The organism is Streptomyces sp. BE303 (assembly GCF_036290945.1).
Lineage (GTDB): Bacteria > Actinomycetota > Actinomycetes > Streptomycetales > Streptomycetaceae > Kitasatospora.
The window spans coordinates 25,172-40,624 of record NZ_JAQYWZ010000750.1; the positions used below are offsets into that span (position 1 = coordinate 25,172).

General features: G+C 72.6%; 12 protein-coding genes and 1 pseudogene. 8 read left to right on the forward strand and 5 right to left on the reverse strand.

Annotation, left to right across the window (positions count from 1 at the left end):
- Positions 1-143: 143 nt before the first annotated feature.
- Entirely contained in the window at positions 144-1,094 is a 951-nt protein-coding gene (locus PUR56_RS22145; protein WP_329877737.1) for a PAC2 family protein, read from the reverse strand.
- Positions 1,095-1,448: 354 nt separating this feature from the next.
- Here PUR56_RS22145 and PUR56_RS22150 point away from each other — a divergent pair, with 354 nt between their 5' ends.
- On the forward strand, positions 1,449-1,988 hold the full coding sequence (locus PUR56_RS22150; protein WP_329950186.1) for an SRPBCC family protein: 540 nt from the start codon (positions 1,449-1,451) through the stop codon (positions 1,986-1,988).
- Positions 1,989-2,018: 30 nt separating this feature from the next.
- Here PUR56_RS22150 and PUR56_RS22155 read toward each other — a convergent pair whose 3' ends face one another.
- Positions 2,019-3,107: a glycosyl hydrolase family 18 protein gene (locus tag PUR56_RS22155; protein ID WP_329950187.1), complete on the reverse strand. Its 1,089-nt coding sequence runs from the start codon at positions 3,105-3,107 to the stop codon at positions 2,019-2,021.
- 144 nt (positions 3,108-3,251) lie between these two features.
- On the opposite strand from PUR56_RS22155, the gene metH reads away from it, so the two are divergent.
- From metH to PUR56_RS22170, 3 genes are all read left to right on the forward strand, one after another.
- On the forward strand, positions 3,252-6,761 hold the full coding sequence (gene metH / locus PUR56_RS22160) for a methionine synthase (protein ID WP_329877731.1): 3,510 nt from the start codon (positions 3,252-3,254) through the stop codon (positions 6,759-6,761).
- A gap of 142 nt (positions 6,762-6,903) precedes the next feature.
- Positions 6,904-7,608: an HAD family hydrolase gene (locus PUR56_RS22165; protein WP_329877729.1), complete on the forward strand. Its 705-nt coding sequence runs from the start codon at positions 6,904-6,906 to the stop codon at positions 7,606-7,608.
- 362 nt (positions 7,609-7,970) lie between these two features.
- Positions 7,971-9,578 carry an ABC transporter substrate-binding protein gene (locus PUR56_RS22170; protein WP_329950188.1) on the forward strand — a complete coding sequence of 536 codons (1,608 nt, stop codon included), beginning with the start codon at positions 7,971-7,973 and terminating at the stop codon, positions 9,576-9,578.
- 63 nt (positions 9,579-9,641) lie between these two features.
- Here the strand turns inward: PUR56_RS22170 and PUR56_RS22175 are convergent, their stop codons facing one another.
- On the reverse strand, positions 9,642-10,313 hold the full coding sequence (locus PUR56_RS22175) for a response regulator (protein ID WP_030299918.1): 672 nt from the start codon (positions 10,311-10,313) through the stop codon (positions 9,642-9,644).
- Positions 10,314-11,222, reverse strand: a complete 909-nt coding sequence (locus PUR56_RS22180) for a RecB family exonuclease (protein ID WP_329877720.1) — start codon at positions 11,220-11,222, stop codon at positions 10,314-10,316.
- 174 nt (positions 11,223-11,396) lie between these two features.
- On the opposite strand from PUR56_RS22180, the gene PUR56_RS22185 reads away from it, so the two are divergent.
- The 3 genes from PUR56_RS22185 to PUR56_RS22195 all read left to right on the forward strand — a co-directional run bounded on the left by PUR56_RS22185 (position 11,397) and on the right by PUR56_RS22195 (position 14,404).
- Positions 11,397-12,620 (forward strand): site-2 protease family protein, encoded by a 1,224-nt coding sequence (locus PUR56_RS22185; RefSeq protein WP_329877718.1) that lies wholly within the window; start codon positions 11,397-11,399, stop codon positions 12,618-12,620.
- Positions 12,621-12,687: 67 nt separating this feature from the next.
- Positions 12,688-13,647 (forward strand): tRNA (adenine-N1)-methyltransferase, encoded by a 960-nt coding sequence (locus tag PUR56_RS22190; protein ID WP_329877716.1) that lies wholly within the window; start codon positions 12,688-12,690, stop codon positions 13,645-13,647.
- A 97-nt stretch (positions 13,648-13,744) separates the two neighbouring features.
- A complete protein-coding gene (locus PUR56_RS22195; RefSeq protein ID WP_329950189.1) occupies positions 13,745-14,404 on the forward strand; it encodes a hypothetical protein in 660 nt (219 codons plus the stop codon).
- A 22-nt stretch (positions 14,405-14,426) separates the two neighbouring features.
- Here the strand turns inward: PUR56_RS22195 and PUR56_RS22200 are convergent, their stop codons facing one another.
- Entirely contained in the window at positions 14,427-14,729 is a 303-nt protein-coding gene (locus PUR56_RS22200) for a ferredoxin (RefSeq protein ID WP_329877712.1), read from the reverse strand.
- 283 nt (positions 14,730-15,012) lie between these two features.
- Here PUR56_RS22200 and PUR56_RS22205 point away from each other — a divergent pair.
- Positions 15,013-15,453 (forward strand): annotated as a pseudogene (locus PUR56_RS22205) (proteasome ATPase); the annotation flags it as partial.

Consider the following 15,453-nt stretch of genomic DNA (forward strand, 5'->3'; position numbering starts at 1 on the left):
CGGCGCGGGCGTCCGGCCGAGGACGCCACCGCCGCGCGGGCGCGGACACGTCGAGGGGGTGACGGGACCACGGTCCCGTCACCCCCTCGACGCAGGCGGTGGAGTGCGGTGCGCGGCTGCGCCGACGACCGCGCGGGGAGGTGTCAGTCCTCCTCGGCGCCGTCCTGACTCTCCCGGGAGCCGGGTGACTCCGGCTCGCTCGGGCGCTCCGCCGTGGCGTGCCCGGCGACCGGCTTCTCACCGGTCGGTCCGACGTTCTCCCGCCGCCGCAGGTACCGCTCGAACTCGCGGGCGATCGCGTCGCCCGAGGCCTCCGGCAGGTCGGCGGTGTCCTGGGCCTCCTCCAGCTGCTGGACGTACTCGGCGACCTCGCTGTCCTCGGCGGCCAGCTGGTCCACCCCCAGCTGCCAGGCCCGGGCGTCCTCGCCGAGCTCGCCCGGGGGGATGCGCAGGTCCAGCAGGTCCTCCAGCTTGTTCACCAGCGCGAGGGTCGCCTTCGGGTTGGGGGGCTGCGCGACGTAGTGCGGCACCGCGGCCCAGAGCGTCACCGCCGGCACCCCGGCGTGCGTGCACGCTTCCTGGAGCACCCCGACGATCCCGGTCGGACCCTCGTACCGGCTCTCCTCCAGTTCCAGGCGGCGGGCCAGGTCGGGGTCGGAGGTGACCCCGCTGACCGGTACCGGGCGGCTGTGCGGGGTGTCGCCGAGCAGGGCGCCCAGGATCACGACCAGCTCGACCCCGAGCTCGTGCGCGAAGTTGAGCAGCTCGTTGCAGAACGAGCGCCAGCGCATGCTGGGCTCGATGCCGCGCACCAGCACGACGTCCCGGGTGGTCGGCTCGGTCACCCGGATCACCGAGAGCCGGGTGGTGGGCCAGGTGATCCGGCGGACGCCGCCGTCCAGCCAGACCGTGGGCCGGTTGACCTGGAAGTCGTAGTAGTCCTCCGCGTCGAGGGCGGCGAAGACCTTGCCGCCCCAGGTCTCGTCCAGATGCGCCAGTGCCGCGGAGGCGGCGTCGCCCGCATCGTTCCACCCCTCGAAGGCGCAGACCATCACCGGGTCGATCAACTCGGGAACATCTTCCAGCTCGATCACCCAGCGTCTCCCTCCGGTCGGCTGCCGCCGCCCCATCCGGCCGTGCCCGGATGCCGGCGGGCCGGATGCCGACGGTCGAACCTCTCGTCACCCATGGAACGCCTCGCTCCATGGTCCCTACCTGCCCAGCCTACGGGCTTTGAAGCCCCGTTCCGGCGGGCACCGGGACAGTCTGGGGGAGGCGGGCGCCACGATCCAGCGGTTATCCCGCCGCTCGCCCGTTCCCCGGCCGGCCCCTCCTCCCCCCGCTCGTCCGGGCGGTCGCCGCGCTGCCCGGCTGCCGCGGCGCGCCCGCCCGGCGGTGCGGCGCGATGATGGAGGCGGGGCCGGACGCGGGGCGTGAGGAGCCGACGGATGAACGGACGGCTGTGGACCGGTGCCGGCGTGGTGCTGGCGACCGGGGCCGGTGCGGTACTGGCGACGCTGGCCGCCGGTCGGAGGCTGCCGGTGGAGCACGTCAGCGAGGGCGGTCTGGAGCTGACCCAGTCGCCCGGCGCGGTCTGGGAGGTGCTGACCGACCTCGGCCTCCACCCGGCCTGGCGCCAGGGCCTGGCCCACGTCGAGGTCCTGCCCGCGACCGCCGACGGCCTGGCCCGCTGGCGCGAGTACGGCCGGCACGGGCACACCACCTACGAGGTGCTGGAGAGCGAGGCCCCGCACCGACTGGTGACCGGGATCGCGGACCGCGACCTCCCGTACGGCGGCACCTGGACGTACCGGCTGACGCCGGTCGGCGGGGGCTGCACGCTGACCGTCACCGAACGCGGCGAGGTCTACGGACCGTTCTGCCGGGCCGTCCTGCACTACGTGACGGGCGAGGACGCCACCGTCCGCCGCTTCCTGGGCGACCTGGCCCACCGGATGGCCGCCCCGCTCCCCGCCTCGCCGGCCTGAGGCCGGGGCCCGTACGGGCCCCGGCCCCGCTCAGCGGACCCAGTGGCGCCGGTAGTCCGTCCAGTTCTGCTCGGTCGCGGCGAAGTCCACGTACAGCCCGACACCGAAGTTCTGCCGGTCGAGGTCGTACCGGCCCAGGCCCAGCCGGATGCCCCGGATGCCGGCGGTCACCGTCTCGGCGCGACCCCAGTGGCCCCACTTGTCCTCCCAGTAGAACGGCAGGCCCATCAGCAGGTCCACGTCCTCCGGGGTGGCCTCCAGCGCGAGCTCGGTCTGGTAGGCGTTGTAGCCGCCGTACAGCGACTCGGTCGGCATGCTGGAGTCGTACGTCATCACGGCGACCTGGTCGACCCGGCGGGCGGTCTCGGCGAAATAGGCCTGATCCCACCACTTGCCGTGGTCGGTCAACGCGATGGCCACGTTGTGCTGGTAAGGAAGCGGATCGATCTGCGGGACGGCCACCGAGAGCCTGGTGCCGCGTTCGGCCGTGACCGGGCGGACCTGGTCGAGCAGGGCGAGCCAGCCCTTCGAACCGGGCCGGATCGGCTCCATGTCGAAGTGCACGCCGTCGAAGCCGAGATCGAGCACCTGGCGGGCGGAGGCGGTGACCCGGTCCCGGGTGGCGGCGTCCTCCAGGTCCAGCGCGTCCTTCTCGGGCTTGACCTCGTCGCCCAGCCAGCTCTGCACCCGGATCCCGGGCAGCGCCCGGTGCGCCTCCTCGGTGAACCAGCGGGCCCGGGGGTGCACGGAGGGCGGCAGGGAGCCGTCGTGCTCCAGCGGGCCGGTGTGCACGTACAGGTCCCGGATGCCGGTTCCGGCCAGCCGCCGGGCGAGCGCGGCGATGTCCGCGTCACCCTTCCGGCCGTCGACCCAGGCGTGGCCGAGCCAGACCGCGTCGCGACCGCGGGTACGCGCCTCGGGCGACGGGTCGCCGACGTACTGGAGGCGCAGCGCGAGGGCCGCCGAGCCGATCGGCACCACCACGACGGCCAGCGCCACCAGCGCCGTTGCCAGCGACTTCCGCCATCGGGACCAGCTCCGCCAGCGGACGCGCAGCGCCCGGGCCCAGGCGGCGGGAACCGCCCCGATCCGACCCGCACGTGTCCGGAATCCACCCATAGCGTCGCTCTCCCCTCGCGGACGAGGGCTCAGGATACGAAATGGGTGCTCTGCTCCCAGCAGGGGCCGGATACCCTGGCCACGTGCGTCCCCGACTCAGCGGGTGCGCAAAGCCGACAGCCGTCGCACCCAGGGAGAAGCCCCATGGCCACTGCAGCCGACCCGTCCGTCACCCAGCAGAGCCGCGCGAACGCGCTGCGTGAGGCGCTGGCCACCCGTGTGGTGGTCGCCGACGGGGCGATGGGCACCATGCTCCAGGCCCAGGACCCGACGCTGGAGGACTTCCAGGACCTGGAGGGCTGCAACGAGGTCCTCAACCTGACCCGGCCCGACATCGTCCGCTCCGTCCACGACGCGTACTTCGCGGTGGGCGTGGACTGCGTGGAGACCAACACCTTCGGCGCCAACCACTCGGCGCTCGGCGAGTACGACATCCCGGAGCGCGTCTTCGAGCTCTCCGAGGCCGGGGCCCGGATCGCCCGCGAGGCCGCCGACCAGCACACCGGGACCGACGGCCGGACCCGCTGGGTGCTCGGCTCGATCGGCCCCGGCACCAAGCTGCCGACCCTCGGCCACGCCCCGTACGCGACGCTCCGCGAGGGCTTCCGGCAGAACGCGGCGGGCCTGATCGCCGGCGGTGCGGACGCCCTGCTGGTGGAGACCAGCCAGGACCTGCTGCAGACCAAGGCCGCGATCCTGGGTTCCAAGGCCGCCCTCGCGGACGCGGGCCTCGACCTCCCGGTGCTGGTCCAGGTGACCGTGGAGACCACCGGCACCATGCTGCTGGGCTCCGAGATCGGAGCCGCGCTGACCGCGCTGGAGCCGCTCGGCGTCGACTACATCGGTCTGAACTGCGCCACCGGCCCGGCCGAGATGAGCGAGCACCTGCGATACCTGGCCAAGAACGCGCGGATCGGCCTCTCCTGCATGCCGAACGCCGGTCTGCCGGTGCTGGGCAAGGACGGCGCGCACTACCCGCTGAGCCCGGCCGAGCTGGCCGACGCGCACGACGTCTTCACCCGCGAGTACGGGCTGTCGCTGGTCGGCGGCTGCTGCGGCACCACCCCCGAGCACCTGCGCCAGGTGGTCGAGCGGGTCCAGGGCCGGCCGGTCACCGTGCGCGACCCGCGTCCCGAGCCCTCGGCGGCCTCGCTCTACCAGGCGGTGCCCTTCCGCCAGGACACCTCGTACCTGGCGATCGGCGAGCGCACCAACGCCAACGGTTCGAAGAAGTTCCGCGAGTCGATGCTGGCCGGCGACTGGCAGGCCTGCGTGGAGATCGCCCGGGACCAGATCCGGGACGGCTCGCACCTGCTGGACCTCTGCGTGGACTACGTCGGCCGCGACGGCGTCGCCGACATGAAGGAGATCGCCGGCCGGCTGGCGACGGCCTCCACCCTGCCGATCGTGCTGGACTCCACCGAGCCGGAGGTGCTGCGCGCGGGTCTGGAGTCGCTCGGCGGGCGCGCCCTGCTGAACTCGGTGAACTACGAGGACGGCGACGGCCCGGACACCCGCTTCGGGCGGATCGCCTCGCTGGCCCGCGAGCACGGCGCCGGCCTGATCGCGCTGACCATCGACGAGGAGGGCCAGGCCCGCACCGCCGACAAGAAGGTCGAGATCGCCGAGCGGCTGATCGCCCAGCTCACCACCGAGTACGGCATCGACGAGGGCTCGATCCTGGTCGACTGCCTGGCGTTCACCCTGGGCACCGGGCAGGAGGAGTCCCGCCGCGACGGCATCGAGACCATCGAGGCGATCCGCGAGCTCAAGCGCCGCCACCCGGACGTGCAGACCACCCTCGGCCTGTCCAACATCTCCTTCGGCCTCAGCCCGGCCGCCCGCATGGTGATCAACTCGGTCTTCCTGAACGAGTGCGTCGAGGCGGGCCTGGACTCGGCGATCGTGCACGCCTCCAAGATCGTGCCGATGGCCCGGATCCCCGAGGACCAGCGCGAGGTCGCCCTCGACCTGGTCTACGACCGCCGCAGCGAGGGCTACGACCCGCTGCAGAAGCTGCTCCGGCTCTTCGAGGGCGTCTCCTCGGCCTCCGTCCGGGCGTCCAAGGCGGAGGAGCTGGCCGCGCTTCCGCTGGAGGAGCGCCTGCAGCGGCGGATCATCGACGGCGAGCGGAACGGCCTGGAGGCCGACCTCGACGAGGCGCTGACGGAGCGCCCGGCGCTGGAGATCGTCAACAGCACGCTGCTGGCCGGCATGAAGGTGGTCGGCGAGCTGTTCGGCTCCGGCCAGATGCAGCTGCCGTTCGTGCTCCAGTCCGCCGAGGTGATGAAGACCGCGGTGGCGCACCTGGAGCCGCACATGGAGAAGTCCGACGACGAGGGCAAGGGCACCATCGTGCTGGCCACCGTCAAGGGCGACGTCCACGACATCGGCAAGAACCTGGTCGACATCATCCTGTCCAACAACGGCTACAACGTGGTCAACCTGGGCATCAAGCAGCCGGTCTCGGCGATCCTGGACGCCGCGCAGGAGCACCGGGCCGACGTCATCGGGATGTCCGGCCTGCTGGTGAAGTCCACCGTGATCATGAAGGAGAACCTGGAGGAGCTGAACCAGCGCAAGCTGGCGGCCGACTACCCGGTGATCCTCGGCGGTGCCGCGCTCACCCGCGCCTACGTCGAGCAGGACCTGCACGAGATCTACGAGGGCGAGGTCCGCTACGCCCGGGACGCCTTCGAGGGCCTGCGGCTGATGGACGCGCTGATCGCGGTCAAGCGCGGTGTGCCGGGCGCCACCCTGCCGGAGCTGAAGCAGCGCCGGCACGCACGGGTGGAGGTCGAGGAGCCCGAGGAGGTCAACCTCGGCCAGATCCGCTCGGACGTCGCCGTCGACAACCGGGTGCCCGAGCCGCCGTTCTGGGGCGACCGGATCGTCAAGGGCGTGCCGTTCGCCGACTACGCGAGCTGGCTGGACGAGGACGCCCTGTTCAAGGGCCAGTGGGGCCTGAAGGCCGCCCGGAGCGGGGACGGCCCCTCGTACGAGGAGCTGGTGGAGACCGAGGGCCGGCCGCGGCTGCGGATGTGGCTGGACCGGCTGCAGACCGAGGGATGGCTGGAGGCGGCCGTCATCTACGGCTTCTACCCGGCCAACTCCAAGGGCGACGACCTGATCGTCTTCCACGAGGACGGCACCGAGCGGACCCGGTTCACCTTCCCGCGCCAGCGGCGCGGGCGCCGGCTCTGCCTGGCCGACTTCTTCCGCCCGGAGGAGTCCGGGGTCCGCGACGTGCTCGGCCTCCAGGTGGTCACCATGGGCAACCGGATCTCCGAGGCGGCCAACGAGCTGTTCGCCGACAACTCCTACCGCGACTACCTGGAGCTGCACGGCCTCTCCGTCCAGCTGGCCGAGGCGCTGGCCGAGTTCTGGCACGCCCGGGTCCGCTTCGAGCTGGGCTTCGGCGACGAGGACCCGCAGGACGTCCGGGACATGTTCGCGCTGAAGTACCGGGGCGCGCGGTTCTCCCTCGGCTACGGGGCGTGCCCGGAGCTGGAGGACCGCGCCAAGATCGCCGACCTGCTGAAGCCCGAGCGGATCGGCGTGGTCCTCTCCGAGGAGTTCCAGCTGCACCCGGAGCAGTCCACCGACGCGATCGTGATCCACCACCCGGAGGCCAAGTACTTCAACGCGCGGTAATCCGGATGCTGCGCAGCGTTCGCCCGATCCGGACGGGCCGGGCGTATCCTTGATGATCCTGAACGGGCCGGTCCGCTCACCAGCGGGCCGGCCTGTGTCATCCCCGGAGCCGATCCGGGGGCACGGACGGAAGGATCCCGCCATGACCACCATCTCCACCGCCATCCAGACCCTCGACCCGGGCGACGGGCAGGGCCTGCAGGCGGTGCTGCTGGACATGGACGGAACGCTGGTGGACACCGAGGACTACTGGTGGCAGGCGGAGGCCTCGCTCTTCGCCGAGCTCGGCTACGCGCTCGACGAGAAGGACCGCGCGCAGGTGGTCGGCGGCCCGATGAGCCGGGTGATCGACTACCTGCTCGCCACCACGGGCGTGGACCTCGCACCGGCCGACCTGACCGTGCTGATCAACCAGCGGTTCGTGGACCTGCTGGCCGGCGGGGTGCCGCTGATGCCGGGTGCGGAGCGGCTGCTCAACACGCTCGCCGCGCACGGCGTCCCGGCCGCCCTGGTCTCCGCCTCCCACCGGCACATCATCGACATCGTGCTGCGCTCGCTGGGCGCCGAGCACTTCGCCTTCACGGTCGCGGGGGACGAGGTGCCGCGCACCAAGCCGCACCCGGACCCGTACCTGGAGGCGGCGCGCCGGCTGGGCGCCGATCCGGCCCGCTGCGTGGTGGTGGAGGACGCGCCGACCGGGGTGCGCGCGGCCGAGGCGGCCGGCTGTCCCGTGATCGCGGTGCCCTCGGTGGCGGCGATCGAGCCGGCGCCCGGTCGGCTGGTGCTGTCGTCGCTGGAGCAGGTCGACCTCGAGCTGCTCCGCTCCCTCGTCGCCTCACGGGTGTGATTGTCGTCTCATTGCACATGAGCACTACCGGCCGGTAGTCGGTCCGGACCGGCTCCGGCCCTCGACGGCCCGGGGAGAAAACGGGCATTGGCTGACAACTCGCAGGACGGCCCTGTCCGGTGCCGTCCCCCCGTGTCCCAACTGTCACCTGTGGGGGTATCGGGGGTGTGTGTTCGATATGGCACGCTACTCCAGTTCGTTCCCCACCCCCGAGCCCAGGCACCGCCGCTGACGGGCAACCCCGTCCTGCCCGCGGTCGCACGGGCGCCCGGCTCGCGCGCGCCCCCCTCCGCAACCCAGGAGGCAACCGGCTCGCGGGCCCCCGGCCCTCCGGCCGGACCGCACCCCGAAGGACGCGACCCGTGAAGACTTCAGCTGAACGACTGGCCGTGCTCGGCTGCGCCGGACTCGTGGCCGCCTCGGTGGCCGGCTGCGGCTCGGTGACCGACGCCGTCAAGGGGGACGGCGACAAGGCGATCACCATGGGCACCACCTCGGTGACCAACGCCCTGGACCCGGCCGGCGCGTACGACGCCGGCTCCTGGCTGCTGCTGCGCAACACCTTCCAGTCGCTGCTCAGCTACCCGGCCGCCTCCAGCGCGCCCGGCCCGGACGCCGCCCAGTCCTGCGAGTTCACCGCGGGCGAGGCCACCCAGTACCGCTGCACGCTGAAGTCCGGCCTGAAGTTCTCCAACGGGCACGCGCTCACCGCCGCCGACGTCGTCTTCTCGATCCAGCGGACGCTGAAGATCAACGACCAGAGCGGCCCGGCCGGGCTGCTCTCCTCGGTCAAGTCGGTCGAGGCCAAGGGCGACACCGAGGTGGTCTTCCACCTGGGCCAGCCCGACGCCACCCTCCCGGCCAAGCTGGCCGGTCCGGCCGGCGCCATCGTCGACCAGGAGGTCTTCCCGGCCGACAAGCTGCTCGGCAACGACAAGCTGGTCGGCTCCGGCCCGTACAAGATCGACTCGATCGAGCCGATGGCCGGCGGCACCGGCGGCCCGGGCAAGGTCGTGCTGTCGCCCAACGACAAGTACACCGGCGACGCCAAGCTGCGGAACAAGAAGTTCACCCTGCGGTACTTCGACAAGCCCGCCGACCTCAAGGCCTCGCTGGACAAGGGCGAGGTCGACCTCGCCGACAACAGTCTGGAGCCCAACACCGCCGCCCAGATCCTTTCCGACCAGCAGGGCGGCAAGACCGACCTGCGCGTCGTCGAGGGCGACAGCAGCGACACCCGCTACCTGGTCTTCAACACCAAGGACCCGGTCGGCGGCAACGTCGCCGTCCGGCAGGCCGCCGCCCAGCTGGTCGACCGCAAGGCCCTGGCCCGCGACGTCTTCGCCCGCACCGTCCAGCCGCTCTACTCGATGGTCCCGGCCGGCGTCAGCGGCCACAACACGGCCTTCTTCGACCGCTACGGCGACCAGGACGTCACCAAGGCGAAGGCGATCCTCACCGCCGCCAAGGTCCAGACGCCGGTCAAGATCACCCTCACCTGGTCGCGCTCGCGCGCCGAGGGCGCCGAGTCCGAGACGCTGAAGAAGCAGCTGGAGGCCGGCGGCCTGTTCCAGGTGACCGTCCAGCACGAGCCCGACTGGGACGCCTTCAAGAAGGGCTGGGCCGAGGGCAAGTACCAGATGTACACGATCGGCTGGTTCGCCGACTACCCGGACCCGGACAACTACGTCGCCCCGCTGGTCGTCGAGGGCGGCGCCTACCACCACGGCTGGGACGACCCGCAGATCAGCCAGAAGCTCGTGCCGGACACCCTCAAGCAGGCCGACCGCGCCGCCGCGACGACGGCCTACGGCCAGATCCAGGGCATCGTGGCCACGAACGCCCCGCTGATCCCGCTGTTCCAGAACAAGTCGTTCTTCGCCTCCCGCTCCAACATCACCGGCGTGGAGTCGACCGTCGACACCACCGGCTTCTTCCGCTTCTGGGAGATCGGCCGGGTCGGCAAGTAGCCCCCGTACGGAGGCCCGGCCGCCCCCCGGCAGGGGAGCGGCCGGGCCTCCGGCACGTCCGGGTCAGAGCGCGCCGGGACGGACCAGCCCGCTCTCGTACGCGTACACCGCCGCCTGCACCCGGTCGCGCAGCTGCAGCTTGGTCAGCACGTGGCCGACGTGCGTCTTCACCGTCGTCTCGCTGACGAACAGCTCCGCGGCGATCTCCGCGTTCGACAGCCCGCGCGCCACCAGCTTCAGCACCTCCAGCTCCCGCTCGGTCAGCGCGTTCAGCGCCTGCGGCGGGGCCTCCTCACCGGAGGGCAGCTTGGTGGCGTACATGTCCAGCAGCCGCCGGGTGATCGACGGCGCCAGCATCGCCGCACCGTCCGCCACCACCCGGATCGCCTGCACCAGCTCCTCGGCCGGCACGTCCTTCAGCAGGAAGCCGCTCGCACCCGCGCGCAGCGCCTCCACCACGTACTCGTCCAGGTCGAAGGTGGTCAGCACCAGCACCTTGGCCGGGCCGTCCCGCCCCGGACCGGCGATCCGGCGGGTCGCCTCCACGCCGTCCATCCGCGGCATCCGGATGTCCATCAGCACCACGTCGGGCTGCAGCGCCCGCACCTGGTCCAGGGCCTGCTGGCCGTCGCCGGCCTCGCCGACCACCACCAGGTCGGACTCGGCCTCCAGGATCATCCGGAAACCGGTGCGGAGCAGCGGCTGGTCGTCGACCAGCAGCACTCGGATCGTCACCTAGGACTCCTTGCTCATCGGATCCCCCGTGGGATCGTCCTCGTCAGACGTGCGCGCCAGCGGCAGCGGGTACGGCGGGGGCGTGCCGCCGAACTCCGGGCAGCTGGCCTGGTGGTCGCACCAGCCGCAGAGCCGGTTGCGGGTCGCCGGGAAGTCACCGGTCGCCACCGCGTGGCCGATCCGCTCCCACAGCGCCAGCAGCTTGCGCTCCACCGCGAGCAGGTCGGCCTCGTCCGGGTCGTAGCTGACCACGTCCCCGCCGCCGCCCAGGTAGACCAGCTGCAGCCGCCGGGGGATCACGCCCTTCCACCGCCAGACCACCAGCGCGTAGAACTTCATCTGGAACATCGCCTTGCCCTCGAAGTCCCGCGAGGGCGCCCGGCCGGTCTTGTAGTCGACCAGCCGCACCTCGCCGGTGGGGGCGACGTCCACCCGGTCGATGTAGCCGCGCAGCAGCAGCCCGGAGTCCAGCGCCGTCTCCACGTAGAGCTCGCGCTCCACCGGATGCAGCCGGGTCGGGTCCTCCAGCCGGAACCACTGGGCGAGCAGCTTCTCGGCGTCGGCCAGCCAGAGGGTCAGCGCCGCGCCGTCCGGGTCCTCCGGGAAGAGGCCGGACAGCTCCGGGCGCTCGCCCAGCAGCCGCTCCCACTGCGGGCGCAGCAGGCCCAGGGCCCGCTCCGGCGTCCGCTCGGCCGCCGGGCTGTCGAACAGCCGCTCCAGCACCGCGTGCACCAGGGTGCCCCTGGTCGCCGCCGAGCTCGGCGGCTCCGGGAGCCGGTCGATCACCCGCAGCCGGTACAGCAGCGGGCAGGTCAGGAAGTCCCCCGCGCGGGACGGGGACAGGCCGGTCGGGGGCGCCGCCGGGCGGGGCGCGACCACCTCGGCGCTGCTGGTGTCGGTCTGCTGCATACCCCGACCCTATTGCCCTGCGCCGTCATCCCGCTGCCACGGTGCTGCCGGAACCCGCCACGGGGTATGAGGCAGGGAGAAGCGAGGGGCGCGCGGCGCCCGGCCGTCCCGATCACGTAGCGTGGGCGCACCGGCGTGAGGCGCGGCGCGGGGGAGACGGACGAAGGGACACCGGTGAGCGACAGCAGGGGGCAGCAGACCTCCGACCAGCCACCGCACGGCGGCGGCAACCGTCCCGGAGCCCCGCCGTCCGAGGACCCGGAGCCCCGCGGCGGCATCCTGGTGGGCCGCCCCTTCGGCGTCCCGGTGTACGTCACCCCGTCCTGGTTCGTCATCGCCGCGCTGATCACCTGGGTCTTCGGCGGCCAGCTCGACCGCGTCCTGCCCGAGCTCGGCGGCGCCCGCTACCTCGTCGCGTTCTCCTTCGCCGTCGCGTTCTACGGCTCCGTCCTGGTGCACGAGCTGGCCCACACGCTGGTCGCGCTCCGCTACCGGCTCGGTGTCCGCCGCATCCAGCTCCAGTTCTTCGGCGGCGTCTCCGAGATCGAGAAGGAGGCCGAGAGCCCCGGGCGCGAGTTCTGGCTCGCCTTCGTCGGACCGCTGCTCTCGCTGGTCCTGGGCGGTCTCTTCTTCCTCGCGCTCCAGGCCGTCGAGTTGACCACCGTCCCCGGGGTGCTGCTCACCGGCCTGATGGTCTCCAACCTCGTCGTCGCCGCCTTCAACCTGCTGCCCGGCCTGCCGCTGGACGGCGGCCGGATGCTGCGCGCCGCGGTCTGGGCGGCCACCGGCCGCCCGATGGCCGGCACCGTCGCGGCTGCCTGGGCCGGCCGCGGCCTGGCCGTCGCCGTGCTGATCGGGCTGCCCCTGGTCAGCGCCGCCCGCGACCTCGAACGCAGCCGCACCGACACCATGATCGACGCCGTCCTGGCCGCCGTCCTGGCCGCCGTCATCTGGAACGGCGCCGGCGGCGCCCTGCGCAACGCCCGGCTCAAGGAGGTCCTGCCCGGGCTGCGGCTGCGCGACCTCGCCCGCCGGACCGTCGAGGTCACCGCCGACACCCCGCTCGGCGAGGCCATGCGCCGCGCCGGCGAGGCCGGGGCCGGTGCCGTCGTCGTGGTCGACGGGCGCGGCGACCCGATCGCCATCGTCCGGGAGTCCGCCGTCCGGGGCATCCCCGAGCACCGCCGTCCCTGGGTCGCCGTCGGCCCGCTCGCCCGCGACCTCGAACCCGGCCTGCGGCTCTCCGCCGACCTCGCCGGCGAGGACCTGCTGCGTGCCGTCCGGGCGACCCCGGCCGGCGAGTACCTGGTCGTCGAGGAGGACGGCCGGGTGTACGGGGTGGCCGCGCTCACCGACATCGAACAGCGTCTGACCGCGGCGGTCACCGGCCGGTCCTGACCGCGCCGCCGGGGCCGACGATCACCCCGGTCGGGCGGGGCCGTCCGCTTCCCTTAGGATTGTCCGCATGTCCGAACCGACCGGTGCCACCCGCCGACGCGGGCCCTTCCAGGTCGGGGACCAGGTCCAGCTGACCGACCCCAAGGGCCGCCACTACACGTTCACGCTCCAGGCCGGGAACCAGTTCCACACCCACAAGGGTGCGTTCCCCCACGACGAGCTGATCGGCGCCCCCGAGGGCACGGTCGTGCGCACCACGGGGAACGTCCCGTACCTCGCGCTGCGCCCCCTGCTCCCCGACTACGTCCTGTCCATGCCGCGCGGCGCCGCCGTGATCTACCCCAAGGACGCGGGGCAGATCCTGGCGATGGCCGACATCTTCGCGGGCGCCCGCGTGGTGGAGGCCGGCGTCGGATCCGGCGCGCTCTCCACCTACCTGCTGCGCGCCGTCGGAGACACCGGCATGCTCGCCTCCTACGAGCGCCGGCAGGACTTCGCCGACATCGCCAAGGGCAACGTCGAGCGCTACTTCGGCGGGCCCCACCCGGCGTGGAAGCTCACCGTCGGCGACCTCCAGGACAACCTGGTCGAGGCCGACGTCGACCGCGTCATCCTGGACATGCTCGCCCCCTGGGAGTGCCTGGACGTCGCCTCCAAGGCGCTCGTCCCCGGTGGCCTCATCTGCTGCTACGTGGCCACCACCACGCAGATGTCCAAGACCGTCGAGGCGCTGCGCGAGCACGGCACCTTCACCGAGCCGCAGGCGTGGGAGACCATGGTCCGCACCTGGCACCTGGAGGGCCTGGCGGTCCGCCCGGACCACCGGATGATCGGTCACACCGGCTTCCTGCTCACCTCCCGCCGGCTGGCCGACGGCGTCGAGCCGCCGCTGCGCCGCCGCCGCCCGGCCAAGGGCGCCTACGGCGAGGACTACGACAACGGGTCGCCCGAGCGCTCGTTGCAGGAGCGCGCCGCGGCCCGCGCCGCAGCCCGTACCGAGACCGACGGTCCGACCGACCTCGGCTAGCACTCCGTCGAAGGGGCGGTACGCGTCGTCGTACCGCCCCTTCGCGCTGCCCGGAGGGGCACCCCGGGCCCTCCGACGGCCGCCCCGGTGTGGGACGATGCTCGCTCACACAGACCACTGGAGGGGACGCCTGGTGGAGACCGCGGTCGGGACGACGGCTGGACAGCACACTTCCGGACGGCAGGGCCCCGGGGGCGGCACCGCGCCCGGCCGGGCCGGGACCGCCCCCTGGCACTGGGCCCTCACCGTCGCCGGCTGCGCCGCCGTGGTGGCGGCCGCACTCGCCGCCGCCCCCGCGACCGGGACCCCCGGCCCGGCCCGGCCGACCCCGAAGGCCCTTCCGGCCGCCGTCGCCCCCGACCCGGCCGCGGCCGAACTCCCCCTGGACTGCGGACCGTTCCCGGTCAAGATCGCCATCAGCTTCGCCGCCGACCTGGGCGACGGCCGGCCCGGCACCGTCGCCGCCGCGCACTGCGCGGCCGAGAACGGCACCCCGCCGGACGCCGTCTACCTGCTCGGCCCCGGCCCCGCCGGCGGCCGACCCGTCGTCCTGGCCACCCTGCTGTCGGAGCGTGAGAACCTCACGGTCGGCCGGCTGGCGCTGCGCAGCGACGGGGCCGTGACCGGCCACGCCCAGGGCTACTCCGGTGACGACGTGCCGCGCTTCGAACCGGACATCTCACTCGACCTCACCTGGACGCGCAAGGGCGGCGGCTGGGACCGTTCCCAGACCGCCGCCCCGCTCAGCCGGACCTGAACTCCGCCAGGACCGGGGGCGCCTACTCCGCGTCCGGGCCGTACACCTCGACCCGGTCGGCGGCCCGGCGGACGTGGATGCAGTCGCCCGGGCAGTCCTTCACCGAGTCCACCACGTCCTGAAGGAGCGTCAGCGGCACCGGCACCGTCTCGCCGGGCTGCTGGCGCAACTCGTCGTCGGCGCCCTTCACATAGGCCAGGCCGTCGATGTCCAGTTCGAAGACCTCGGGCGCGTACTGCGCGCAGATGCCGTCGCCGGTGCACAGATCCTGGTCGATCCAGACCTCCAGTGGTCCGGTCTCCGTCTCCGACTCGCTCACCGACATGCTTTTCCGCCGTTTCTGTCCCGGGACGTCCCCGCGCGGGGCATTCCCGCCATTCGTACAACGATCGGACCTCAGGCAGCGGTCGCGATCGGATATCGACTCGATCGACGATACATCTGGTCCGCTTTGGCCGGTGCGCGGTGGGTATCCCCCTAGCAGAGGGGAAGCACGCGAGGGCGAAGATCGGACACGCCCGTTCCATCTTTCTTGATCTAGGGGTTTACGGACCCCTGGTCCCAGGTAGGGTCTGGAAGCGTCCAGCTCCCCGGAGGAGGTGAGGACCGTGGCAGCCCACGATGACGACTACAACCGCAGCACCGGCAGGCCCGCTCGTGGTTCCGACGAGACCGCTCAGGTCTCGTACCTTGAGCAGGAAATCGCCGTCCTGCGCCGCAAGCTCGCCGACTCGCCGCGCAATTCGAGAGTCCTCGAAGAGCGGATCGTCGAGCTCCAGACCAACCTGGCCGGCGTGACCGCCCAGAACGAACGGCTCGCCTCCACCCTGCGAGAGGCCCGCGACCAGATCGTGGCCCTCAAGGAGGAAGTGGACCGGCTGGCACAGCCCCCGGCCGGATTCGGTGTGTTCCTCAGCCAGAACGAGGACGGCACCGCCGACATCTTCACCGGTGGCCGCAAGCTCCGCGTGAACGTCAGCCCCAACGTCGAGCTCGACGAGCTGCGGCGCGGCCAGGAAGTGATGCTCAACGAGGCCCTCAACATCGTG

Coding starts and splice junctions, on each gene's coding strand:
- PUR56_RS22155 (WP_329950187.1), bottom strand. CDS start 3,107: ATGGGTGGATTCCGGACACGTGCGGGTCGGATCGGGGCGGTTCCCGCC.
- metH (WP_329877731.1), top strand. CDS start 3,252: ATGGCCACTGCAGCCGACCCGTCCGTCACCCAGCAGAGCCGCGCGAAC.
- PUR56_RS22180 (WP_329877720.1), bottom strand. CDS start 11,222: ATGCAGCAGACCGACACCAGCAGCGCCGAGGTGGTCGCGCCCCGCCCG.
- PUR56_RS22200 (WP_329877712.1), bottom strand. CDS start 14,729: ATGTCGGTGAGCGAGTCGGAGACGGAGACCGGACCACTGGAGGTCTGG.
- PUR56_RS22150 (WP_329950186.1), top strand. CDS start 1,449: ATGAACGGACGGCTGTGGACCGGTGCCGGCGTGGTGCTGGCGACCGGG.
- PUR56_RS22195 (WP_329950189.1), top strand. CDS start 13,745: ATGCTCGCTCACACAGACCACTGGAGGGGACGCCTGGTGGAGACCGCG.
- PUR56_RS22165 (WP_329877729.1), top strand. CDS start 6,904: ATGACCACCATCTCCACCGCCATCCAGACCCTCGACCCGGGCGACGGG.
- PUR56_RS22190 (WP_329877716.1), top strand. CDS start 12,688: ATGTCCGAACCGACCGGTGCCACCCGCCGACGCGGGCCCTTCCAGGTC.